Annotated in this window: 20 protein-coding genes and 1 tRNA gene; 11 read left to right on the forward strand and 10 right to left on the reverse strand. The window is 59.3% G+C overall.

Features of this window, described 5'->3' with window-relative positions; all coding sequences use genetic code 11:
* Position 1: 1 nt before the first annotated feature.
* The 4 genes from K3754_RS13205 to K3754_RS13220 are packed head-to-tail and all read right to left on the reverse strand — an operon-like array spanning position 2 to position 3,723.
* Entirely contained in the window at positions 2-994 is a 993-nt protein-coding gene (locus tag K3754_RS13205) for a branched-chain amino acid ABC transporter permease (protein WP_025046718.1), read from the reverse strand.
* Between the two features lie 9 nt (positions 995-1,003).
* Positions 1,004-1,708: an ABC transporter ATP-binding protein gene (locus K3754_RS13210; protein WP_259937914.1), complete on the reverse strand. Its 705-nt coding sequence runs from the start codon at positions 1,706-1,708 to the stop codon at positions 1,004-1,006.
* Positions 1,705-2,472, reverse strand: coding sequence for an ABC transporter ATP-binding protein (locus K3754_RS13215; protein WP_259937915.1), 768 nt, complete (start codon positions 2,470-2,472; stop codon positions 1,705-1,707). The genes K3754_RS13210 and K3754_RS13215 overlap by 4 nt, the downstream gene beginning before the upstream one ends.
* A gap of 54 nt (positions 2,473-2,526) precedes the next feature.
* A complete protein-coding gene (locus K3754_RS13220; RefSeq protein WP_203210636.1) occupies positions 2,527-3,723 on the reverse strand; it encodes a substrate-binding domain-containing protein in 1,197 nt (398 codons plus the stop codon).
* Between the two features lie 106 nt (positions 3,724-3,829).
* On the opposite strand from K3754_RS13220, the gene K3754_RS13225 reads away from it, so the two are divergent.
* The 4 genes from K3754_RS13225 to K3754_RS13240 all read left to right on the forward strand — a co-directional run bounded on the left by K3754_RS13225 (position 3,830) and on the right by K3754_RS13240 (position 7,386).
* Positions 3,830-4,426 carry a LuxR C-terminal-related transcriptional regulator gene (locus tag K3754_RS13225; RefSeq protein ID WP_409202389.1) on the forward strand — a complete coding sequence of 199 codons (597 nt, stop codon included), beginning with the start codon at positions 3,830-3,832 and terminating at the stop codon, positions 4,424-4,426.
* Between the two features lie 87 nt (positions 4,427-4,513).
* A complete protein-coding gene (locus K3754_RS13230) occupies positions 4,514-5,026 on the forward strand; it encodes a GFA family protein (protein ID WP_259937916.1) in 513 nt (170 codons plus the stop codon).
* Positions 5,027-5,092: 66 nt separating this feature from the next.
* A complete protein-coding gene (locus tag K3754_RS13235; protein ID WP_259943349.1) occupies positions 5,093-6,229 on the forward strand; it encodes an amidohydrolase in 1,137 nt (378 codons plus the stop codon).
* Between the two features lie 11 nt (positions 6,230-6,240).
* Complete coding sequence (locus tag K3754_RS13240) at positions 6,241-7,386, forward strand: Xaa-Pro peptidase family protein (RefSeq protein WP_259937918.1); 1,146 nt, start codon at positions 6,241-6,243, stop codon at positions 7,384-7,386.
* A 4-nt stretch (positions 7,387-7,390) separates the two neighbouring features.
* Here K3754_RS13240 and K3754_RS13245 read toward each other — a convergent pair whose 3' ends face one another.
* Both K3754_RS13245 and K3754_RS13250 read right to left on the reverse strand, forming a co-directional pair.
* A complete protein-coding gene (locus K3754_RS13245; protein WP_311201427.1) occupies positions 7,391-8,830 on the reverse strand; it encodes a HAMP domain-containing sensor histidine kinase in 1,440 nt (479 codons plus the stop codon).
* Positions 8,831-8,835: 5 nt separating this feature from the next.
* Positions 8,836-9,573 carry a response regulator transcription factor gene (locus K3754_RS13250; RefSeq protein WP_259937920.1) on the reverse strand — a complete coding sequence of 246 codons (738 nt, stop codon included), beginning with the start codon at positions 9,571-9,573 and terminating at the stop codon, positions 8,836-8,838.
* 224 nt (positions 9,574-9,797) lie between these two features.
* Here K3754_RS13250 and K3754_RS13255 point away from each other — a divergent pair, with 224 nt between their 5' ends.
* Genes K3754_RS13255 through K3754_RS13270 form a run of 4 tightly spaced genes read left to right on the forward strand, consistent with a single transcriptional unit; the run spans position 9,798 to position 13,968 of the window.
* Positions 9,798-11,042: an ABC transporter substrate-binding protein gene (locus K3754_RS13255; RefSeq protein ID WP_203210631.1), complete on the forward strand. Its 1,245-nt coding sequence runs from the start codon at positions 9,798-9,800 to the stop codon at positions 11,040-11,042.
* 59 nt (positions 11,043-11,101) lie between these two features.
* Entirely contained in the window at positions 11,102-11,974 is an 873-nt protein-coding gene (locus K3754_RS13260; RefSeq protein WP_025046707.1) for a carbohydrate ABC transporter permease, read from the forward strand.
* The gene (locus K3754_RS13265; RefSeq protein WP_259937921.1) at positions 11,967-12,866 is read left to right on the forward strand and encodes a carbohydrate ABC transporter permease; all 900 of its coding nucleotides are present in this window, start codon (positions 11,967-11,969) and stop codon (positions 12,864-12,866) included. Before K3754_RS13260 ends, K3754_RS13265 begins: the two co-directional genes overlap by 8 nt.
* Before the next feature lie 4 nt (positions 12,867-12,870).
* A complete protein-coding gene (locus K3754_RS13270) occupies positions 12,871-13,968 on the forward strand; it encodes an ABC transporter ATP-binding protein (RefSeq protein ID WP_259937923.1) in 1,098 nt (365 codons plus the stop codon).
* A 31-nt stretch (positions 13,969-13,999) separates the two neighbouring features.
* Here K3754_RS13270 and K3754_RS13275 read toward each other — a convergent pair whose 3' ends face one another.
* Complete coding sequence (locus K3754_RS13275; protein WP_259937924.1) at positions 14,000-14,341, reverse strand: helix-turn-helix transcriptional regulator; 342 nt, start codon at positions 14,339-14,341, stop codon at positions 14,000-14,002.
* Positions 14,342-14,546: 205 nt separating this feature from the next.
* On the opposite strand from K3754_RS13275, the gene K3754_RS13280 reads away from it, so the two are divergent.
* Complete coding sequence (locus K3754_RS13280) at positions 14,547-15,212, forward strand: MIP/aquaporin family protein (protein ID WP_259937925.1); 666 nt, start codon at positions 14,547-14,549, stop codon at positions 15,210-15,212.
* Positions 15,213-15,286: 74 nt separating this feature from the next.
* The gene (gene arsH, locus K3754_RS13285) at positions 15,287-15,997 is read left to right on the forward strand and encodes an arsenical resistance protein ArsH (RefSeq protein ID WP_259943354.1); all 711 of its coding nucleotides are present in this window, start codon (positions 15,287-15,289) and stop codon (positions 15,995-15,997) included.
* A 329-nt stretch (positions 15,998-16,326) separates the two neighbouring features.
* On the opposite strand, the gene K3754_RS13290 is transcribed toward arsH, so the two are convergent.
* The 3 genes from K3754_RS13290 to K3754_RS13300 form a co-directional block, all read right to left on the reverse strand.
* Positions 16,327-16,413 (reverse strand) — tRNA-Leu (locus tag K3754_RS13290).
* Between the two features lie 47 nt (positions 16,414-16,460).
* On the reverse strand, positions 16,461-17,027 hold the full coding sequence (locus tag K3754_RS13295) for a hypothetical protein (RefSeq protein ID WP_259937926.1): 567 nt from the start codon (positions 17,025-17,027) through the stop codon (positions 16,461-16,463).
* Positions 17,028-17,058: 31 nt separating this feature from the next.
* Entirely contained in the window at positions 17,059-17,535 is a 477-nt protein-coding gene (locus tag K3754_RS13300; RefSeq protein WP_259937927.1) for an Lrp/AsnC family transcriptional regulator, read from the reverse strand.
* Between the two features lie 111 nt (positions 17,536-17,646).
* Between K3754_RS13300 and putA the strand changes: the two genes are divergently transcribed.
* On the forward strand, positions 17,647-21,069 hold the full coding sequence (gene putA / locus K3754_RS13305) for a bifunctional proline dehydrogenase/L-glutamate gamma-semialdehyde dehydrogenase PutA (protein WP_259937928.1): 3,423 nt from the start codon (positions 17,647-17,649) through the stop codon (positions 21,067-21,069).
* Positions 21,070-21,109 lie beyond the last annotated feature (40 nt).

Here is a 21,109-nt window from a genome sequence, read left to right on the forward strand (position 1 = left end):
CTTACTTCACCGCCGGTTTGAGGCCATTGGGCCGCCACAGAAGGATCGCCACCATCAGGATCATGTTCGACGCCAACGCCAGCTTGGGCGCAAGATACCCGATGTAGTTGGCCATCAGCCCGACCATGATCGCGCCCAGCAACGTTCCCTGGATCGACCCGAGCCCGCCAATGATCACCACGATGAAGACGACGATCATCATCTCGGCGCCCAGCGCAGGTGTGATCAAGGTCTCATAGCCCGCCCACATCGCGCCGCCCAGGGCCGCGAGGGCAGAGCCAAGCATGAACACCGCCACAAACAGCCGGTCCACGCGAAAGCCCAGCGCCTCCACCATTTCACGGTTTTCCACCCCGGCACGGATGAGCAAACCAATGCGCGTCCGGTTCAACGTCAGATACAGCGCGGCATAGACCCCCAGCCCCAGAAGAAAGGCGAAGATCCGGTAAATCTCGATCGTGATATCCCCGATCAGCAGCGATCCTTCCAAAAACTCAGGGCGCGGCACAGACACCGGCGTGCCGCCCCAGATCGCAAGGATCATCTGCTCGGCCACAATAAGCGCCCCCATGGTGATCAGGATCTGGCGCAGGTGATCCTTGTAGACAGGTTTGACGATTACAGTTTCAAAGAACCATCCGGCCACCAGCCCAAAAAGGATCGCCGCACCAAAGGCCAGAAACAACGCAGCAATGTTGAGCGAGACCGCATCTGCCTCAAGCCAGCCAGAAAGCCAAGCCAGCACGCTGGCCGCGATAAACGCGCCAAAGCTGACAAAAGCCGAATGGCCGAAATTGAGCACATCCATCAGGCCAAACACCAGTGACAAGCCCGAGGCCATCAGGAAAATCATCATGCCCATCGCCAATCCGGCCACGGTGAGCGTCACCCAGGAGGACGGCGCACCAATCATCACAAAGGCCAGCGCCGCCACCACAACCGGCAAGAGGTACACCCCGCCCAACCGGCCTGCAAAATCGTTTATCTGTTGCATCATTCTTCCTCAGGCTGACAGGCTCAACAGCCGGTCTTGCAGTGCCGTATCTGCGGCGAAATCGGCCATTGTGCCGCTGTGGGCAATCCGGCCGTCGTCAATCACCGCCATGTCGCGGCCCAGCGATTTGGCGAATTCGAAGTTCTGTTCGACCAGCAGGATTGTCGTGTTCTGCGCGATCTCGCGAAAGGCATCGGCCATCGCATCCACAATCGCGGGCGCCAGCCCCTTGGTCGGCTCGTCAATCAGGATCAGCGCACGCGGCTCGATAATGGCGCGGGCCACGGCCAGCATTTGTTTCTGCCCCCCTGACAGCGACCACGCCTGTTTGGTCCAAAAGGTCTCAAGCGCGGGGAACAGCTCGTAAATCCGTTTCAGACGGGCAGGATCAAACCGGCCTTTGGCGGTGGCAAGGATCAGGTTTTCCTCAACGGTCAGGCCTCCAAAAACACCCATATTTTCAGGGACAAAGGCGATATCCAACCGGGCGATGTCTGCCGTGTGCATCGCGGAAATATCTTTGCCATTGAACAGCACCGATCCTGGCGAGGGTTGCCAGAGCCCCATGATCGAGCGCAGCGTGGTTGTTTTACCCGCACCATTGCGGCCCAAGAGGACAAACACGCCACCTTCGGGCACATCAAGGGTCACATCATGCAAAACCGCATATTGGCCGATGTTGGTTTTCATCGCATTGAGGGTCAGAAGGCTCATGCGGGCACCGCCGATTTGCCAAGGTAGACATCGCGCACGATATCGCTGGACATCACCGCATCCGGCGCCCCATCCGCAAGCAGCTCTCCATTGTGCAGAACGATGATCCGGTCGGCGAGGCTGCGCACCACGTCCATCTTATGCTCCACCAGCAGAACGATTTTGGTGGTGTCTTTCTTGATGCCTGCAATCAGGTCCAGCACATCCGGCGCATGATCAAGAGACATGCCCGCAGTGGGTTCATCAAACATATAGATATCCGGCTCCATCGCCATCAAAAGCGCCACCTCCAGCTTGCGCTGATCGCCATGGGGCAAGGCCGACGCTGGTAAATGCGCGACCCCGCTCAGCTTGGCGGCTTCAAGGTAATGCTCGGCTTGTTCTTCGAGATGTCTCAGGCCCGCCACCTGCCGCAGGATCCGCCAGCCGTCGCCGGAGCGGGCCTGAACCGCAAGGCGGATGTTTTCAAGGACCGACAATTGAGGGAACAGATTGGTCAGTTGGAACGCCCGGCCAATGCCGCGCTGCGCCCGTGCAGAAGGGGACATGCGCGTGAGGTCGGTGCCGGATTTCATCACTTGCCCTCGCGTGGCCGCCAGTTGCCCCGAGATCAGGTTGAAATAGGTCGTCTTGCCCGCGCCGTTTGGGCCGACAATCACGGTCAATTCGCCGGGATGAAAGGCGCATGAGACCGCGTTTACGGCCACATGGCCGCCAAAGCGGATCGTCAGATCGCGCGTTTCCAAGGAAGGTTGCATTGTCATGAATTTTGTCCGGTGGCTGTCCGGCCCCTGTATAAGGGGCCGGATGCATTGGGTTTAATTGTTGCGCCCGATGGGGATGTCCATCTCTTCGGCGGTGATTTCGCGCACCAGATCAGGGATCGCCCATGCCACATCATCATCCACACGGATTTTGAAGTGATACATGGATTGCAGCGCCTGATGGTCTTCGGGGCGGAAGGTCATTGTGCCCTTGGGCGTTTCCCAGCTCATGCCTTCCATCGCGGTGATCAGCGCTTCGGTTTCCCAGTCTTCGGCTGTCTCCAGCGCCTTGACCACGGCCAGTGCTGCGGCCATCCCGCCGGCGGTAAAGAAATCAGGCGGGCCGTCGAAACGTTCCTGATGGGTTTTCACAAGCCATTCGTTGACCGGATTCTTGGGCATTTCGTAGTAATAGTAGATCGCCCCTTCCATGCCCGGCGCGCGTTTGTAGGTCGGCAGTACCGGCAGGATGTGACCGCCAGTGGAGATCTCGATGCCGTGGCGTTCCGGCTGCATGGCCAGAATTTTGCCCATCGGGTCGCCGCCGCCCGCCACATAGATCAGGATAACCTTGCGGCCTTCCTTGTCCTTCAGCGCGTTGAACATTCGTTCCGTTGCAGCGGTGAAATCTGTGGTGCCTTGCGGTGTGTATTCCTCGGTCACGATGGTGGCACCAGAGCCATCCAGCGCCGCCTTGAACGCGGCAATGCCATCACGGCCAAAAGCATAGTCTTCGGCCAAGGTCGCCACAAAAAGGTTCTCATCCGGTGCCAAGGCCAAAGCCTGCGCTTGCATGTCCATCGACGAGTTGCGCGATGTCTTGAAAACATAGCGGTTGCTGTCCGGCCCGGTCAGGCTGTCGGCAACGGCCGGTTCAATGATCAAGATACGCTCATATTCCTCGGCAATCGGTAGCAATCCCTTGGTCACGCCAGAGGATGTCGCCCCAACGGCGAGCAAGACCTCATCGTCACCGTAAGCCTCGGCCAGAACGGCGCGGGCCACATCCGGTTTGAACTGCGTGTCCTTGTGAATGATCTCGATCGGGTGGCCCTTGATCATATTGGTGCCGCCCGTTGCATATTCGATGCCCAGCTCAAACCCGGTTTGGGCCTGTTTTGAGAACACCTCGAACGAGTGCCCCGAAATGCCGTGTACCAGCGCGATCTTGACCGGATCTTCGGCCTGCGCAGTGGTCGCGATGGCCAGACCAAACAAGGCGGCCCCAAGCCGCCGTGTGAATAATTTCATTCTTTCTCTCCCTACAGCAACCTGGCACAGCCGGGCATTGCGCCCGTCTGATCGGTCCCTTACTTCTGTAGGTGGAAATGTTTCAGGTCGTGCGATTGGGCGCAATATTGTGGAAACACGTATAGACGACAGCTTTCGAGAAGGGCAGTTCGCAGAGCTGGCCTATCTTTATGCGCCTGTGGGTCTGGTGGTCACGGAAAACCGAGTGATCCGCGATTGCAACCTTACATTTGCCAGCATGTTCGGATACGAAATCAAGGACTTGCGCGATCAAGTTTTTGCGGTTCTCTATCCATCGGACGAGGAGTTCGCCAATATCCGCGACCGCGGTGTGAAAGAGCTGCAAACCACCAACCACTATTGGGACGAGCGGATCATGGCACGCAAGGACGGCAGCCTGTTCTGGTGCCGGGTGCGCGGCCATTCCTTCACCCCAGACGCGCCCTTGGGTCGCGCGGTGTGGAGTTTCGCGGATCTGTCCGAGGTGCGCCCCTACAAGCCCCTGACCCGCCGCGAGCGCGAGATTGTCTCTTTTCTTGCGCTTGGCCTGACCAGCAAAGAGATCGCCATCAAGCTGGATATCTCTCATAGAACGGTCGAGATTTACCGTGCCAAGCTGCTCAAGAAATTCGGCGTCGCCAACACCAGCAGTCTGCTGCAATCGCTGGGCGAGGTGGATTCTGTGCATGTTGTTGGACGCTAGGCGCGGCTGGCCTCTTGCCCTAGTGTGATCTGGTCCATGCTCACCGAGCTGACAGAGTGAGGGACAGAAACATTTAAGGATCACATCATGACCGCACAAAATGGCCCCTTTCAGGGCGGATGCGCCTGCGGGCATGTCCGCTATGAGATCAGCAGCACTCCAATGATTGTCCACGGATGTCACTGCCGTTGGTGCCAGCGCGAAAGTGGCGGCGCGTTGGCGGTGAATGCATTGATCGAAGCGGACCGCGTGACGGTCACCAAGGGTGACGTGGCCGATATTTTGGTTCCCTCGCAAAGCGGCATCGGACAGTTGTTTTCAAAGTGTCCGCAGTGTCAGGTCACACTATGGACCAAATATCTGGCGATGCGCGGCGGTTTGGGTCAATTGGTGCGGTTTATCCGGGTTGGCACCCTTGATAATCCTGACGCCTTTCCGCCCGATGTGCATATTTTCACCTCGACAAAACAGCCGTGGGTGGTGTTGCCGCAGGATGCGCCTGCCTTTGAGGAATATTTCGTCATCAAAGATGTATGGAGCCCAGAAAGCCTCACACGGCGGGCGGTTCTGCACAAGATGGCGGGCACCCCTGCCCCCTAGTTTGCCCTTCCCCGCGGCCTGCGCTTGCGGTTAGGCTTGCGCGGCACACTGCAGGAAAGCCATGCCATGACGCCAAAAGATCTGCGCCAATTGCGGCGGCATTTTCATCGCAATCCCGAACTCGGCTTCGAAGAAGACCAAACCAAGGACAAAGTGGCCGAGATTTTGACGGATCTCGGGATCGAAGTGCATCGCGGCGCGGGCATTATTGGCATCCTCAAGCGCGGCACCGGCAATCGCGCCATCGCCCTGCGGGCCGATATGGATGCCTTGCCCATTCTAGAGACCAGTTTGCACGACTACCCATCCCAGACCCCTGGCAAAATGCATGCCTGCGGCCATGACGGGCATATGTCGATGCTTTTGGGGGCAGCGGCAGATCTGGCTGGCAATAATGGTTTTGATGGCACGGTGGTCCTGATTTTTCAGCCCAACGAAGAGCACGGGCTGGGCGCCAATGCCATGATAAATGAAGGGGTGCTCGAACGGTTTCCTGTTCAGGAGATCTACGCCATTCACAATCTGCCCGGCGCGCCGCTTGGGCAACTCTCCACCCGTCCCGGCCTGATCTGTTCCAGCGAAAGCCTGTTTGAGGTCACCATCCAAGGTCAGGGCGGTCATGCGTCGATGCCGCAGGCGGGGCGCGACAGTATCACCATCGGATCTGAGATTGTACTGGCCTTGCAAACCATCGTATCGCGCAAACTGGCACCCGGCGCTGGTGTGGTGGTTTCGGTGACAGAGTTTCTGACCGATGGTCAGCGCAACGTGTTGCCCGGATCTGCGGTTCTGAAGGGGGATGTGCGTGCCCGGTCCGGTGAGGACAGGAAAGCCGTCGCAGCATTGATGGACCAGATCGCCAAGGGGATCGGCATGGCACATGGCGTTGAAGTGACTGTGGCGTTCAACACGGAATTTATTGAAACGGTGAATGCACCCGAACCGGTAGAGGCTGCTTTGGAGGCAGGGCGAGCTTTGGAGCTTGACGTGATCGGAAACCGCGAACCGATGAGCTTTTCCGAGGACTTCGCCCATTTCAGTGCTGCCATTCCGGGGTGTTTCATGCTGATGGGCAACGGGACCGAGGGGGCCAACGGGCGGCCTCTGCATGCATCAGATTACGATTTCAACGATGATCTGTTGCCCATTGGCGCGGCGTTTTGGGCGCAGCTTGTGCGCAGCCGACTGCCCGCCCAGACATGAAGGGAAAGCCGATGTTCCAACGCAACCTTGAGACCTTTCGCATAAGGATGACCGAGGTGGGTTTGGATGTGGCGCTGATCACGGATGAGGACAGCGTCTATTACCTGACCGGCTATTACGACTATTTGCATATGGAATTTGGCCGCCCGACGATTTTGGTTGTGCCGCGTGACGGGTCAAGCGTTCTTATCACCCCGACCATTGACTATGTGGCGGCGCAAAATGCGGCGCAGGTGGACAGGATCGCCCCATGGAATGATGGGGCTGGCGCAGAATGGCGGGCCGAACTTCCCGCCGCTTTGAAAGGAGCCCACAAGATTGCGCTTGAAACCGCGCATATGCCGCCCGCTGTCCGCCGTTTTGTGGATGACCTCGCAGGGGCGCAAATGGTGGTGGATGCCACGCCGATCCTGTCAAAGATGCGGATGATCAAATCGCCCGCCGAATTGCAGCTGGCCCGCCATGCCGGGCAAGTCGCCAGTGCGATGATGCAGGCGGGACGGGACGCCATAGGAGACGGTGTGCCAGAATTTGAGGTGGCCATCGCAACCTCACAGGCGGGCACGCGGAAGGCCGCGCAACTGCTGGCCGCGCATTATGATGACGCCGACATGTCCCCCAACACCCATTTCCTGCAGATCATGGCCTCTGGGGATCAGATCACAAAAACCCACCACCGCGCCTCGACCCGCGTGATGCGGCGCGGAGAGCCGGTGTTTCTTTGCTTTTGCGGCATGACCAATTTTCACCGCTTCAAGCTGGGCTTTGACCGGACCTTCTGGATTGGCGAGGTTGCGGATGCGCGGCAGATTCCAATCTATGATGTTGCCGTGGCCAGCCAAAAGGCCGCGCTCAAAATCTTGCGCCCCGGCGTAACGGCAGAGACTGTGCATGCCGCCTATGCCGAGGTGATCCAGACGGCGGGCTATGAGTATCCGTTCCGCTGTGGCCGCGCGACGGGGTTTAGCTATCTCGAAGATCCACAACTGGTGACGGGTGATACCACGATCCTGCAGCCCGGCATGGTTCTGGCCGTGGACGGGTCGGTGAACACCGATCATTTCAGGGCACAGGTTGGTGACAGTTTTATTATCACCGAAGACGGGTTTGAACAGATCACGGACCACTCCAAAGCGCTTGACGATGTGGTTTTGTAGGCCTCTACCCGCGCTTGATCATCAACCGCGCCGAGACGCCAACAGCCGTGTCTTCAAACGACAATGCCCCGCCATGCAATTGGGCGATGGTGGAGACGATCGTTAGACCAAGACCATAGCCATCAATCGTGGCAGTATTGTCGCCCCGTTGAAACGGGGCCAGCAATGCCTCGATGTCCTTGGCGGAACTGTCGGAGCCTTCATCCTCGACAATGATCGTTGCGGTGTCTGCGTCTGCCTCAAACGAAACCGTCGCCCGCCGCCCGTATTTCAATGCATTGTCGATCAGATTGGCCATCGCCCGTTGCAGGGCAATCGGGCGGCCTGTGACCGTGATCTGGCGATCTCCTGCCATCACGCTTTGCCCCTGACGGGACATGAAAACCGAGCCGCCCCCCTGCATCACCACATCCTGTGCGGCGCGAAAACTGACGGCGCGGCCCATATCTTGATAGTCCGTCACCACCGCATCGATCAGCGCATTCAGCGACAGCTTGCGCGGCTCCTCCACGTTCATCTCGGCGCGGGTGTAGGTCAGAACGCTTTCGATCATGCCGGTCATGCTGTCGATGTCCGCGTCCAGTTTGCCGCGCAGTTCGGGATCGCCAATAAGCGCCGTGCGCAGCCGCAGCCGTGTGGCAGGTGTGCCAAGGTCATGACTGACACCCGACAAAACCGCAGCCCGATTGGCCAGTTGCTCCCGTTCCGCTTCTAGATAGCTGTTCACCGCCGCAACGATGTCCTGAAGCTCTTGCGGACCGGGCAGATCATAGCTCGCTGGCCCGCCCACCCGGCGGCGATCCCGCAACTGCGCGGCAAAGCGGGCGAAGTCGGAGGATTGGTTGAGGGCAATGGTTATCAGAATGCCAAAAGCGACAATGGCAAAGAGAACCGCAGGCAGGCGCAGGTCCGCAGGCGCCGCATCGCAGCCCCAGACGGGTGCACCCTCGATCCGCACCCAGGGCGCCTGCCCCATCTGGGCCACCACCACAGGATCGCTGCAATAAGAGGCCAGGAGCCGCAGCACCGCGCCTGTGGTTTCCGCCGCTGTTTGCCCGTCGCGGTGTGGCAGTCCGGCCAGACGATAGGTCAAGTCAGGCGACAGGATCGCCAGCATCAGCGGTTTGCTGGTGGTGCGGTTCAGGGCATCTGCAAGGATTGGCACATTGGTGATCCGCGCTCCATTGGGTGCACCACTGATCTGGTGAAAGGCCCCGGCCTCTGCGTGGCTTTGATCCACCCCTGACAAGGGCGTGACGCGGACGCCTTCGGGCGGGGCGGTGCCGTTTTGCATCGCATAATAAAGGGTTGTCCCCGCCAGTTGCGCCTTTGCCAGATGGGATTTCCAGTTTTGGGTCGATTGCATCCAAAGGCCCACAGCCATTGCTGCCGATACAAAGGCCGCCAGCACCAAGGCGCTGACAATGGCGCGAAGGCTGTGCAAAGCCTTCACTGGTCCTGCACCGTAACATCCGCCACAAAGACATAGCCGACCCCGCGTTCAGTGCGCAGGATTTGCGGGTCTTTGGGGTTTTTCTCAATCTTGGACCGAAGCCGCCCCACCAGCACATCAATGGCGCGGCCCGTGGCATCGGCTGTCTGGCCCGCCTCGCCCGTCACATCCAGCGCGGCGGCGATCTCTTCGCGGGTCAAGGGGATATGCGGATTGGCCACCAGTGTTTGCAGCAAAGCCAGCTCGCGCCGTGACAGGGTGACCTGAATACCCGCTGGCGACAGAACCTCGCCGCGTTTGGCGTTGTAGACCCAACCGTGAAATTCAAAAGTCTTGGTATTGCGCCGATGGACCAAGGACGACGACCGCCGCGCCCGTGACAGCACGGCCTTGACCCGCGCCAGAAGCAGATCAGGATTGAACGGTTTGGCGATGTAATCATCCGCGCCAACCTCATAGCCTTCCATGCGCTGATGATCGGCTGACAGGGCCGAGACCATGATGATCGGCACGTCCTGTTCACTGCGCAACCTCGCACAGATCTCAAGACCGTTTTCATCCCCCAGCATCACATCAAGCAAGATCAGATCCACCCGCCCGCCATCGAGATGTTTGCGCACTTCCGCTTCGGTCCCCGCAGGCAGGGCCATCGCACCGTTCTGGCGCAGGAATTGCGTCACCATCTGGCGCACGTCCTGATCGTCATCAACCACAAGAATCCGGGGGATTGTCACCTTTGTCTCTCCTGTGTGGCGGGCCGTTCTGACCGCCGGTGATCCAATTCATGTAACACAATGCAACAAAATCGAGGGCTTTGTAACAACTGGTAACGGGGCCGCCGTTTAAATGCCGTTTTGCGCCCTCGTGCCGCTATAAGTGGATTGCATGGCGGGCCGCCATTCCCACAGACTTGCGCCATCATGACCGCTTTTGCGGATAATTCTGGGAGGAAACACACATGAAATCCTATGCTTTGGGTATTGCCTGCGGTGTCGCACTGGGCACATCCGGCGCGGCCTTTGCCGAACCGCAAGCCGAGGTGCTGCATTACTGGACATCCGGCGGTGAGGCCAAGTCCGTTGCCGTGTTGCAAGAAGAGTTTGCCGCGAATGGCGGCACCTGGACGGACATGCCAGTGGCAGGCGGCGGCGGTGATGCCGCGATGACCGCTTTGCGGGCGCGGGTTCTGTCGGGCAATGCGCCCACCGCCGTACAGCTGAAAGGCCCTGCCATTCAGGAATGGTACGAAGAAGGCGTGCTGGCCGATATCTCTGCGGTTGCCGAGGCCAACAATTGGGAGGCGGTATTGCCAGCCTCTATTGCGGGCCACATGAAATGCGAGGGCACCTGGTGTGCGGCCCCTGTGAACGTCCACCGCGTGGATTGGATCTGGGCCAATGCAAATGTGCTTGAGGCCAATGGCATCGAAATGCCAACCAGCTGGGACGCGTTCAACGCCGCCGCAGACAAGCTGCAAGCGGCGGGGATCATTCCACTGGCCCATGGCGGTCAGGCCTGGCAAGACGCGACAGTGTTTGAGGCTGTCGCGCTTGGCATTCTGGGCGCCGAGGGGTTTCACAAGGCCTTTGTCGAGCTGGACAAAGACACGCTGACCTCTGATGCGATGGTCGCCACCTTCGACCAGATGCGCAAAATGCGCGGCTATGTTGATCCGAACTTCTCTGGCCGCGACTGGAACCTGGCCACAGCCATGGTAATGAACGGCGAAGCGGCGTTTCAGATCATGGGCGACTGGGCCAAGGGCGAATTTATGGCAGCGGGCAAAGCGCCCGGCGAGGACTTCCTCTGTGCCTCCACCCCCGGTGACGGTTTCCTCTACAACGTCGACAGCTTTGCGATGTTCGAAGTGGGCGGCGCGGACAAACAGGCGGGTCAAGCCCTGCTGGCCGAGCTGGTCGTCGGCAAGAATTTCCAAAAGGTGTTCAACCTGAACAAAGGCTCGATCCCTGCACGCACGGACGTGCCACTGGACGAGTTTGACAGCTGCGCGGTCCTGTCTGCGGCAGATATGGCAGCCAGCTCTGAGAACGGGTCGCTCTTGCCCAGCTATGCACACGGCATGGCCCTGCGCGGCGCACAGGCCGGAGCGATCACCGACGTTGTGACCGCACATTTCAACTCTGACATGTCCTCTGCGGATGCGGTTCAGATGCTGGCCGAGGCTGTTGCAAACAGCATGTAAACCACGCTGCCGCCCCGCCCATTGGCCGGGGCGGCAGATTTTCCGGGGGGATAACGTTCATGACAAAATGGCTTGAAGAAAACACACCCAAACTGGTGCTGGCGCCCTCTTTCATTGCCATTCTCGTGTTCGTCTACGGCTTTATCGCCTGGACAGCATGGGTTTCGATGACGCGCTCGCGGCTGTTGCCCAAGTACGAGATCGAAGGGTTTATCCAGTATGACCGGCTGTTTGCATCGCCGCGCTGGGACACGGCCTTTGGCAATCTTTTCATATTTGGCACCCTGTTCATTGTGATCGCGATGATCCTTGGGCTGGTGCTGGCGATCCTGCTGGATCAAAACATCCGCACCGAAGGCGCGATCCGAACGATCTATCTTTACCCAATGGCACTTTCGATGATTGTCACCGGCACCGCGTGGAAATGGATCTTGAACCCCGGTTTGGGCCTGCAAGCCATGGTGCGCGGCTGGGGGTTCGAAGATTTCACCTTCGATTGGCTGGTCGATCCGGACATGGCGATCTACACCATTGTGCTGGCCGCGATCTGGCAAAGCTCGGGTTTTGTGATGGCGCTGTTCCTGGCGGGCCTGCGGTCCGTGGACGAAGAGATCATCAAGGCTGCGCAGGTCGATGGCATCCCCACATGGCGTGTCTATACCGCGATTATCATCCCTTCGATGGCCCCGATTTTCCTGTCCGCGTTCATCGTGCTGTCGCACCTTGCGATCAAAAGCTTTGATCTGGTTATCGCGCTCACAGGCGGCGGCCCCGGCTATGCCACCGATCTGCCGGCGACCTATATGTATGCCATGGCGTTCTCGCGCGGTGATATCGGTCAGGCGGCCAGCTCCGCGATGATCATGATGCTGGTCGTGTTTGCGATTGTGGTTCCTTACCTTTATTCGGAATTGAGGTCCAAAGATGGCTGATCTGTCTGTCTCCGCTGCCTCCCTCGCGGGGCAAAGCCAGAAGGGCAAAGTCGCCCTGCGCTGGTCGCTGTATACGCTGCTGTGCCTGTTTGCGCTGTTCTATCTGCTGCCACTGTTCGTCATGATCACCACCTCGCTGAAAAGTCTGGATGAAATTCGGACAGGTGATCTGATTTCCCTGCCCCGCGAAGTGACATTCGACGCATGGCGCACCGCGTGGTCCACAGCCTGCACCGGCATCCAATGCGAAGGGGTGCGGCCGTATTTCTGGAACTCTGTCCTGATCGCCATTCCCGGCGTGGCCATCTCAACCCTTTTGGGCGCGATGAACGGCTATGTCGTGGCGCAATGGCGGTTTCGCGGCGCAAATATCATCTTTTCGCTAATGTTGTTTGGCTGTTTCATCCCGTTTCAGGTGGTTCTCCTGCCAATGGCGCGGGTGTTGGGGATGATGGGAATTGCCGGAACTATTCCGGGTTTGATCTTTGTCCATGTGATCTATGGGCTGGGCTTCACCACCTTGTTTTTCCGCAATTATTACGTGTCTATCCCGGCGGATCTGACCAAGGCTGCCAAAGTGGACGGCGCAGGATTTTTCCGCATCTTCTGGTCGATCTTCCTGCCGCTGTCGCTGCCAATCATCGTTGTGACCGTGATCTGGCAGTTCACACAGATCTGGAATGACTTCCTGTTTGGTGTGTCCTTCAGTCAGGCCGGAACCCAGCCTGTGACGGTCGCGCTTAACAACATCGTCAATTCCACCACCGGCGTCAAAGAATACAACGTCGATATGGCCGCCGCGATCATCGCCGCGTTGCCGACCCTGCTTGTTTATGTCGTTGCCGGCAAATATTTCGTCCGCGGTCTGACCGCCGGATCCGTGAAAGGATAATCCCATGGCCAACATCCTGAAAATCGAACATCTTTTCAAAAACTACGGATCCGTCGAGATCCTCAAAGACATCAACGTAGAGATCGAACAGGGCGATTTCCTTGTCCTGGTTGGCCCGTCCGGTTGCGGCAAATCCACCTTGCTCAATTGCATTGCGGGGCTTGAGCCGATCACCGGCGGATCACTGCACATTGGCGGTCAGGACATGACCGATGTCAGCCCCAAAGACCGCGATATCGCAATGGTGTTCCAGTCCTATGCGCTCTACCCCACTATGACAGTTGCCAAGAACATCACCTTTGGCATGAAGGTGCGCGGCGTGGATCAAGCGACGCAGGACCAAAAGCTGGCCCATGTGGCGCAACAGCTCCAGATCGAGAACCTGCTCAAGCGCAAGCCCGGCCAGCTGTCGGGCGGTCAGCGTCAGCGGGTCGCCATGGGCCGTGCCCTGGTGCGTGATCCCAAGCTGTTCTTGTTTGACGAACCCCTGTCCAACCTTGACGCCAAACTGCGCGTCGAGATGCGCACCGAGATCAAGCAGCTGCACCAACGGCTTGGCGCCTCCATGGTTTATGTGACCCATGACCAGATTGAAGCGATGACGCTGGCGACCAAAATCGTGGTCATGAAAGGCGGCGTGATCCAGCAGATCGGCACCCCCGCAGAGATCTACAATCGCCCGGCCAATCTCTTTGTGGCGGATTTCATGGGCAGCCCTGCGATGAACCTGATACCGGCCAAAGCCCGCGCCAATGGCAGCGGAACCGACATCCAGATCGCCCAGGATCGCGGTGATCCGATTGTGCTGACCGACACCAAGAACCGCGATCTGCCCGAGGATGTCATTTTGGGGGTACGCCCCGAGGACATCGGTGATGCGGCGATGCGGTCGGGGGCCCATGTACAGGAGGCCGAGTGCCTGATTGATATCGTGGAACCTGCGGGCGCGGACACCTATGCCGTTATGCAACTTGGCGGGAAACATGTCACCGCACGTCTGCATTCCGAAACCAACGCTGCCCCCGGCAATGCACAACGGCTGGCCTTCGACCTTGGCAAAGTGTCGTATTTCGCGCCGGACACGGGGCTGCGGTTGAACTGATCTGGCAGATGGCTTTGGCCCGCTGGATGGCCTAGCAATCCGTGCCTTGGCACTCAAGCAGGGCAACAATTTCTGAGCAGTTTTCGATCTTCCCGCCACAACAATCGGCGATCAGAAACTGCACAAGCGCATTCACACTGGCCAGATTGGCCGAATAGTGGATTTCGCGCTGATGGCGGGTCGCGGACAACACCCCTGCCCGTTTCAGAATGGCCAGATGCCCCGACAGGGTTGAGGGTTTTGTCCCCAATTGCCGCGAGATTTCCAGTGCGGGCAAGCCTTTCGGCCCAACCCTGACCAAAAGACGGAATGCCTCGAGCCGCGTCGGCTGCGCAAGGGCGGCAAAGGCCTCGATGGCGGTGTCTTGCTTCATTATTCGGTAATGCCCGAAATATCGAAGCTTGACAAGATGCAAAGCCTGACTTAGCCCAGAGTTACTTCGGCATTTACCGAATTGAGTAAGAAAGAAGCAACAAATGGCCAGTGCCCTGGCCGTATATCGCGCTGTGCATTTGCATGGGGCAATCGGAAGATTTCGGCGGCGGCGCCATCGCAGCAGCCCTTACTGGAGACACAGAATGACACTTGAACGCCGGTTGATGGCAGAATGGTTGGGCACGTTTTCGCTTTTGGCGACGGTCATTGGATCGGGCATCATGGCGGAGCGGTTGGCGGACGGGAATATCGCCATTGCGCTATTGGGAAACACCATCCCGACGGGGGCTATCTTGGTGGTTTTGATCACCATTTTCGGCCCGATCTCCGGCGCACATTTCAACCCTGCGGTTACGTTGAGCTTTGTCATGCGCCGCGAAATCACCAAGGGAGATGCCGCGCTTTATGTGGTTGCGCAGGTGTTTGGAGGCATCATCGGTGTCCTTGCCGCACATGTGATGTTTGAACATCCGCTGATTGACCCCTCCGCCACCATACGCAGCGGGACCGGCCAATGGGCGGGCGAATTTGTTGCCACCTTTGGTCTGGTTGGCACCATTTTGGCCTGTATCAAGGCGAAACCCAGCGCGGTTCCGATGGCGGTTGGCCTCTATATCACGGCGGCCTATTGGTTTACCTCCTCCACCTCCTTTGCCAATCCGGCGGTGACCATCGCACGCGGATTTTCAGACACGTTTGCCGGGATCGCCCCTGTGGATGTGGCCGCGTTCATCGCGGTGCAGCTGATTGCGGCCGTTTTGGCGACCCTGTTTTTCGGGTGGCTGTTGAACTCCGACGAGGCGGCATAGCTGCAGTCCCCTCCCTATTGAGATCGGTCCTTGCCCACAGCGGTATGAGGCCAATGAAACCGAAAGACGACAAAATGACCGACACCCCCAACATCGAAACGGACCACTTTCGCGCCATCGACACCGGCAGGTTGTTCGAAACCGATCAATCCGACCATGCTCCACGGATACTGTTGCTCTATGGCTCCCTGCGAAAGCGGTCCTTCAGCCGGCTGATGACCGAAGAAGCCGCCCGCGTGTTGAACCGTTTTGGCGCCGAGACCAAAACCTTTGACCCGCGCGGTTTGCCTCTGCCCGATGAGACCGAGGCCGACCATGCCAAAGTCCAGGAATTGCGCGATCTGGTCAGTTGGAGCGAGGGCATGGTTTGGTGCTCTCCCGAACGGCACGGGGCGATGACGGCGATCATGAAGGCGCAGATCGACTGGATCCCGCTGTCGCTGGGCGCCGTTCGACCGACACAGGGCAAAACGCTGGCAGTGATGCAAGTCAACGGCGGCTCGCAAAGCTTCAACGCGGTGAACCAGTTGCGGATCCTGGGCCGCTGGATGCGCCTGTTGACGATCCCCAACCAATCCTCAACGCCCAAGGCTTTTCTGGAATTCGACGACAATGACCGGATGAAGCCATCGCCCAACTACGACCGGATGGTGGATGTCATGGAAGAATTGGTCAAATTCACCCTTCTGACGCGCGGACGGGCGGATTATCTGGTGGAACGCTACAGCGAACGCAAGGAAACCGGCGCGGCCTTGATCAAACGGGTCAATCAACGGGCGGGGTGATCGGGCAGATCGGGGTGAGGTGAAGTTTAGCGCCAAAGCTCTTATCGTTCTTGCAGAACGACAGCCATGCATCAGCTTTTGGTATTGCAAGAAAGCGACGGTGGTGCGGCAGCGCGGACAAATCTGGAAGCAGATGCTCTCATTGCTCCTGCCGAGCAACTGCCGCATTCAACTGATCCGGTCGTTTCGGCATCTTCCTTTGGAAGAGGCTTTGGTGGGGGCGGTGGGACGAAGCTAGAACTGTCGAAGCTCTCATCGCTCTTTCAGAGCGACTGCCGCCCAGTGCACCACTTCGAGTGGGGTGGTCCCTTTGCTGCGCAAAGGAACTGTGGTGCGGGCGGTGGGACTCGAACCCACACGGGGCTACGCCCCAACAGATTTTAAGTCTGGTATGTCTACCATTCCATCACGCCCGCGCCGGGTGATGGGCGCACAATAGTCATGCGGCGGGCGGTGTAAATGCCTATAGATCCTCCCCCTGCGGTCCAAGTGGTGCGCCCTTCGCCAAAAGCGCCGCTTCGGACAGCCAGGGATTGTTCTTGACCGCCTCCAGCAGCTGCTCGCGGGCCGCAGGAAGTTGGCCCAGGTTCATCAATGTCAGCGCCCTGCCCGATTGCGCCGCGACGTGTAAAGGCTGCAACGCCAGCGCGGCATCGAGATCAACCAACGCCTTGGCGTAGTCCTGCCGCAGGAAATGGATATAGGCCCGCTGATTGAACCCTTCGGCGTAGTCGGGGCAATAGGCGACCAACCGGTCAAAAGCCGCCAGCGCTCCGAGAAAATCATAAGAATCGCGTTTGCGCATCCCGGCATCCAGCACCTCTTGGGCGGCTTCATCCGGGGCCCGCAGCCAAACCTGCCACATCGCCAGCGATGCCCGCCGACCATCGGTAAAGGTCTGTGCCGATTGCGCATCGGCAAAAAGATCAAGCAGTTCCGAGCGGGTGTCGGCGGGTGCAGGACACTCAGCAAACAGCGGTCCCGCCCAAAGGGCGATCACGAAAGAAGGGAGCAAACCAAGCCGGATCATCCTGTAATAAAGAGCGCCCGGCGCAGTTCCGTCAAGTGCCGTCCGTCAGCATCGTGCCCTTGACCACCTCCATCGCCACATAGGTCGAGGTGTTGGAGACATGCGGCAGGGCCGAGATTGTCTCGCCCAGAAACTGCCGGTAGGCGGACATATCGCGGGTCCGTACCTTGAGCAGATAATCAAAGTGGCTGGCGATCATATGCGCCTGTTCAATCTCCGGCACCTTGAGAACGGCGGCGTTGAATTTGCGCAGCGCGGCCTCGCGGGTGTCATCCAGTCGCACCTCGACAAAGGCCACGTGATCCAGCCCCAGGCGGATCGGATCCAGCATGGCGCGGTAGCCCTGGATCACGCCGCTTTCCTCGAGCCGTCGTAGCCGCGCCTGCGTCGGGGACTTCGACAAGCCGATGCGCTTGGCCAGTTCCGTAACAGGTATCCGCCCGTCCTGCCCCAAAACGGCAAGGATCGCCGAGTCGAAGCGATCCAAACTGACCTTTCCACTTTGCATCGCGTATCTCCAGAATTTCAGTCTATTCGACCTTGATTATGCATAAACTAAGTCAGTCAGCCCGCCAGATCCAGTGTACTTACGATAAATCCCTTCTGACTGGAGTTTCCAATGGCCCATGACGTCGCTTCCGCGCTGAGCTTGATGATTGATCAAGGCACCTATGCCGATCCTGAACAGGTCTTGCCGGAATTGATCCGCACTGCTGATCTGTCCGCAGACACCCGCGCAGAAATCAGCGCGGATGCCGCTGCTCTTGTCCGCGGTATTCGCGGGGCCACGGCCCCCGGTATGATGGAGGTGTTTCTGGCCGAATATGGTCTGTCCACGGATGAAGGCGTCGCCCTGATGTGTCTGGCCGAGGCGCTTTTGCGTGTGCCCGATGCCGATACCATCGATGCGCTGATCGAAGACAAGATCGCGCCCTCTGACTGGGGCCGCCATATGGGGCATTCGACCTCAAGTTTGGTGAATGCCTCCACCTGGGCGCTGATGTTGACTGGCCGTGTGCTGGACGACGATCAGCCCGGACCCGTGCGCCATCTGCGCGCCGCGATCAAACGTCTGGGCGAGCCGGTGATCCGCACCGCCGTGTCCCGCGCGATGAAGGAAATGGGCCGCCAGTTTGTGCTGGGTGAGGATATCAACGCCGCCATGACCCGCGCCAAGGGGATGGAGAAAAAGGGCTATACCTACAGCTATGACATGCTGGGCGAAGCGGCCCGGACCGAGGCGGATGCAAAACGTTATCACCTGAGCTACAGCCGCGCGATTTCGGCGATTGCCACGGCCTGTACGGACGAGGATATTCGCAAGAACCCCGGTATTTCAGTCAAACTCAGCGCCCTGCACCCCCGGTACGAGGTGGCGCAGCATGATGCGGTGATGCGTGATCTGGTGCCGCGTTTGCGGGCGCTGGCGCTGCTCGCGAAATCGGCGGGCATGGGTCTGAATGTCGATGCCGAAGAGGCCGACCGCCTTGCCCTGTCGCTGGAGGTGATTGACCGCGTGATGTCCGAACCGGCCCTGGCGGGCTGGGACGGATTTGGCGTTGTGGTACAGGCCTTTGGCCCGCGTGCAGGCCGCGTGATTGACGCACTTTATGATATGGCAGAGCGGCATGACCGCCGGATCATGGTACGTTTGGTCAAGGGCGCCTATTGGGACACCGAGATCAAGCGGGCGCAGGTCGAAGGGATTGATGGTTTTCCGGTCTTTACCGAGAAGGCCGCGACCGATGTCAGCTATATCGCCAATGCCCGTAAACTGCTTGGCATGACGGACCGGATTTATCCGCAGTTCGCCACCCACAACGCCCATACGGTTTGCGCCGTCCTCAAAATGGCACAGGACAAGGAAGCATTTGAATTCCAACGCTTGCACGGCATGGGCGAGACGCTGCACAACTTGGTTCTGGACCAAAACGGCACGCGCTGCCGCATCTACGCCCCCGTGGGTGCGCATCGCGATTTGCTGGCCTATCTGGTGCGGCGTCTGTTGGAAAACGGCGCGAACTCCAGTTTTGTGAACCAGATCGTCGATGAGGATGTCCCGCCAGAGGTCGTCGCGGCCGATCCGTTTGAAACGCTTGGTCAGGCCAGCATGGTGATCCCGAAAGGTCCAGAGGTCTTTTTGCCCCAGCGCGGCAATGCCATCGGGTTTGATCTGGCCCATACACCGACCTTGCAGGCCATCGAAGATGCCCGGGGCCCGTTTGCAGACAAGCAGTGGGACGCTGCCCCGCTGCTGGCGGCCAAGGCGGCCCCTGATGCTGCTGTCGCTGTGGTCAATCCCGCCGATCCCGAACTCTCGCCGGGCACTGTTCGCAATGCTTCCGCTGCCGATGTTGCGACCGCCCTTGATCACGCCGCGCCCTGGGATGCGCCCTTGGCGACCCGCCGGGATGTGCTGCTCAAAGCCGCCACATTGATCGAAGAAAACTATGGCGAGATTTTTGCACTGCTGGCACGGGAGGCCGGAAAAGGCCTGCCCGATTGTGTCGCCGAATTGCGCGAAGGCGTTGATTTTTTGCGCTATTATGCCGGACAAGCCACCAATATGCCGCCCGCGGGCGTCTTCACCTGCATCTCACCGTGGAACTTTCCGATGGCGATCTTTGTCGGGCAGGTCTCGGCGGCCTTGGCGGCGGGCAATGCGGTTTTGGCCAAACCTGCGGAGCAAACTCCGCTGGTGGCCCATGTCACCGTGTCGCTGCTGCACAAGGCGGGTGTGCCGCGCAGTGCCTTGCAATTGCTGCCCGGCGGCGGCGCTGTGGGCGCAGCGCTGACTTCAGACCCGCGCATCGGCGGCGTGGCCTTTACCGGATCGACCGCCACCGCGATGCGCATCCGCGCGGCGATGGCCGAACATTGCGCCCCCGGCACCCCTTTGATCGCCGAGACCGGAGGGCTGAATGCGATGATCGTGGACAGCACTGCCCTGCCCGAACAGGCCGTGCAGGCAATTGTCGAAAGCGCGTTCCAATCCGCAGGGCAGCGGTGTTCGGCTTTGCGTTGTCTTTATGTTCAAGAAGACATTGCCGATGATCTCACAAAAATGCTGATCGGCGCGATGAAGGCGCTCACTATGGGCGATCCATGGCAGCTGCGCACGGATGTCGGCCCGGTGATTGACGAACAGGCCCGCAAAGGCATTGCCGACCACATCGAATCTGCCCGCATTGCAGGCCGTGTTCTGGCCGAAATTGACGCGCCAAAAGCCGGCACCTTCGTTGCACCGACCATCATCCGGGTAAACGGCATTGGCGATCTGGAGCGTGAGATTTTTGGTCCGGTTCTGCATCTTGCCACATTCAAATCGCATGAACTGGATGACGTGATCGACGCGATCAATGGCACCGGCTATGGGCTGACCTTTGGATTGCACACGCGCATTGATGATCGGGTGCAACATGTCTCCGAACGGATTGAGGCGGGCAACATCTACATCAACCGCAACCAGATCGGCGCGATTGTCGGCAGCCAACCCTTTGGCGGCGAGGGGCTTTCTGGCACCGGCCCCAAGGCGGGCGGGCCAAATTACCTGCCCCGGTTCTCGGCTCCGGATCTGAAAACCGTCGATGGGAAATGGGATGGCACCCAAGACGCACTCCCACCGCTGCCAGCTCATGGTCCGGTCCAGCCGATTGAGACACTCTCGATGCCGGGGCCGACCGGCGAATCCAATCGCCTGTCCACCCTGCCCCGCCCCGCACTGCTTTGTATGGGGCCAGGGGCGGATGTCGCTGCCGAACAGGCCCGCACGGTCAGGGCGCTCGGCGGCGTTGCCGTGCAGGCCAGTGGCAGTATCGATCCAACGGCGTTGACAGACGGCCCTGCCTACGGCGGCGTTCTGTGGTGGGGCGATGAAGAAGTCGCACGGCAGATCGAACAGGCGCTGGCGCGGCGCAACGGCCCGATCCTGCCCCTGATCCGCGGCCTGCCTGACACTGCACGCGTGCGGGCTGAGCGCCACGTTTGCGTGGACACCACTGCTTCTGGTGGCAACGCGGCCTTGCTGGGCGCGGTGACCTAAACGGCCCGGGCCGGGCAAACACGCCCGGCCCTTTCTACGG

The organism is Sulfitobacter sp. M368 (assembly GCF_025141875.1).
In the GTDB taxonomy this organism is placed as follows: domain Bacteria; phylum Pseudomonadota; class Alphaproteobacteria; order Rhodobacterales; family Rhodobacteraceae; genus Sulfitobacter; species Sulfitobacter mediterraneus_A.

Bases quoted from the DNA above. Each gene is read 5' to 3' on its own strand.
- K3754_RS13205 (WP_025046718.1), bottom strand. From the start codon at position 994: ATGCAACAGATAAACGATTTTGCAGGCCGGTTGGGCGGGGTGTACCTC.
- K3754_RS13210 (WP_259937914.1), bottom strand. From the start codon at position 1,708: ATGAGCCTTCTGACCCTCAATGCGATGAAAACCAACATCGGCCAATAT.
- K3754_RS13215 (WP_259937915.1), bottom strand. From the start codon at position 2,472: ATGACAATGCAACCTTCCTTGGAAACGCGCGATCTGACGATCCGCTTT.
- K3754_RS13220 (WP_203210636.1), bottom strand. From the start codon at position 3,723: ATGAAATTATTCACACGGCGGCTTGGGGCCGCCTTGTTTGGTCTGGCC.
- K3754_RS13230 (WP_259937916.1), top strand. From the start codon at position 4,514: ATGACCGCACAAAATGGCCCCTTTCAGGGCGGATGCGCCTGCGGGCAT.
- K3754_RS13235 (WP_259943349.1), top strand. From the start codon at position 5,093: ATGACGCCAAAAGATCTGCGCCAATTGCGGCGGCATTTTCATCGCAAT.
- K3754_RS13240 (WP_259937918.1), top strand. From the start codon at position 6,241: ATGTTCCAACGCAACCTTGAGACCTTTCGCATAAGGATGACCGAGGTG.
- K3754_RS13255 (WP_203210631.1), top strand. From the start codon at position 9,798: ATGAAATCCTATGCTTTGGGTATTGCCTGCGGTGTCGCACTGGGCACA.
- K3754_RS13260 (WP_025046707.1), top strand. From the start codon at position 11,102: ATGACAAAATGGCTTGAAGAAAACACACCCAAACTGGTGCTGGCGCCC.
- K3754_RS13265 (WP_259937921.1), top strand. From the start codon at position 11,967: ATGGCTGATCTGTCTGTCTCCGCTGCCTCCCTCGCGGGGCAAAGCCAG.
- K3754_RS13270 (WP_259937923.1), top strand. From the start codon at position 12,871: ATGGCCAACATCCTGAAAATCGAACATCTTTTCAAAAACTACGGATCC.
- K3754_RS13275 (WP_259937924.1), bottom strand. From the start codon at position 14,341: ATGAAGCAAGACACCGCCATCGAGGCCTTTGCCGCCCTTGCGCAGCCG.
- K3754_RS13280 (WP_259937925.1), top strand. From the start codon at position 14,547: ATGACACTTGAACGCCGGTTGATGGCAGAATGGTTGGGCACGTTTTCG.
- arsH (WP_259943354.1), top strand. From the start codon at position 15,287: ATGACCGACACCCCCAACATCGAAACGGACCACTTTCGCGCCATCGAC.
- K3754_RS13295 (WP_259937926.1), bottom strand. From the start codon at position 17,027: ATGATCCGGCTTGGTTTGCTCCCTTCTTTCGTGATCGCCCTTTGGGCG.
- K3754_RS13300 (WP_259937927.1), bottom strand. From the start codon at position 17,535: ATGCAAAGTGGAAAGGTCAGTTTGGATCGCTTCGACTCGGCGATCCTT.
- putA (WP_259937928.1), top strand. From the start codon at position 17,647: ATGGCCCATGACGTCGCTTCCGCGCTGAGCTTGATGATTGATCAAGGC.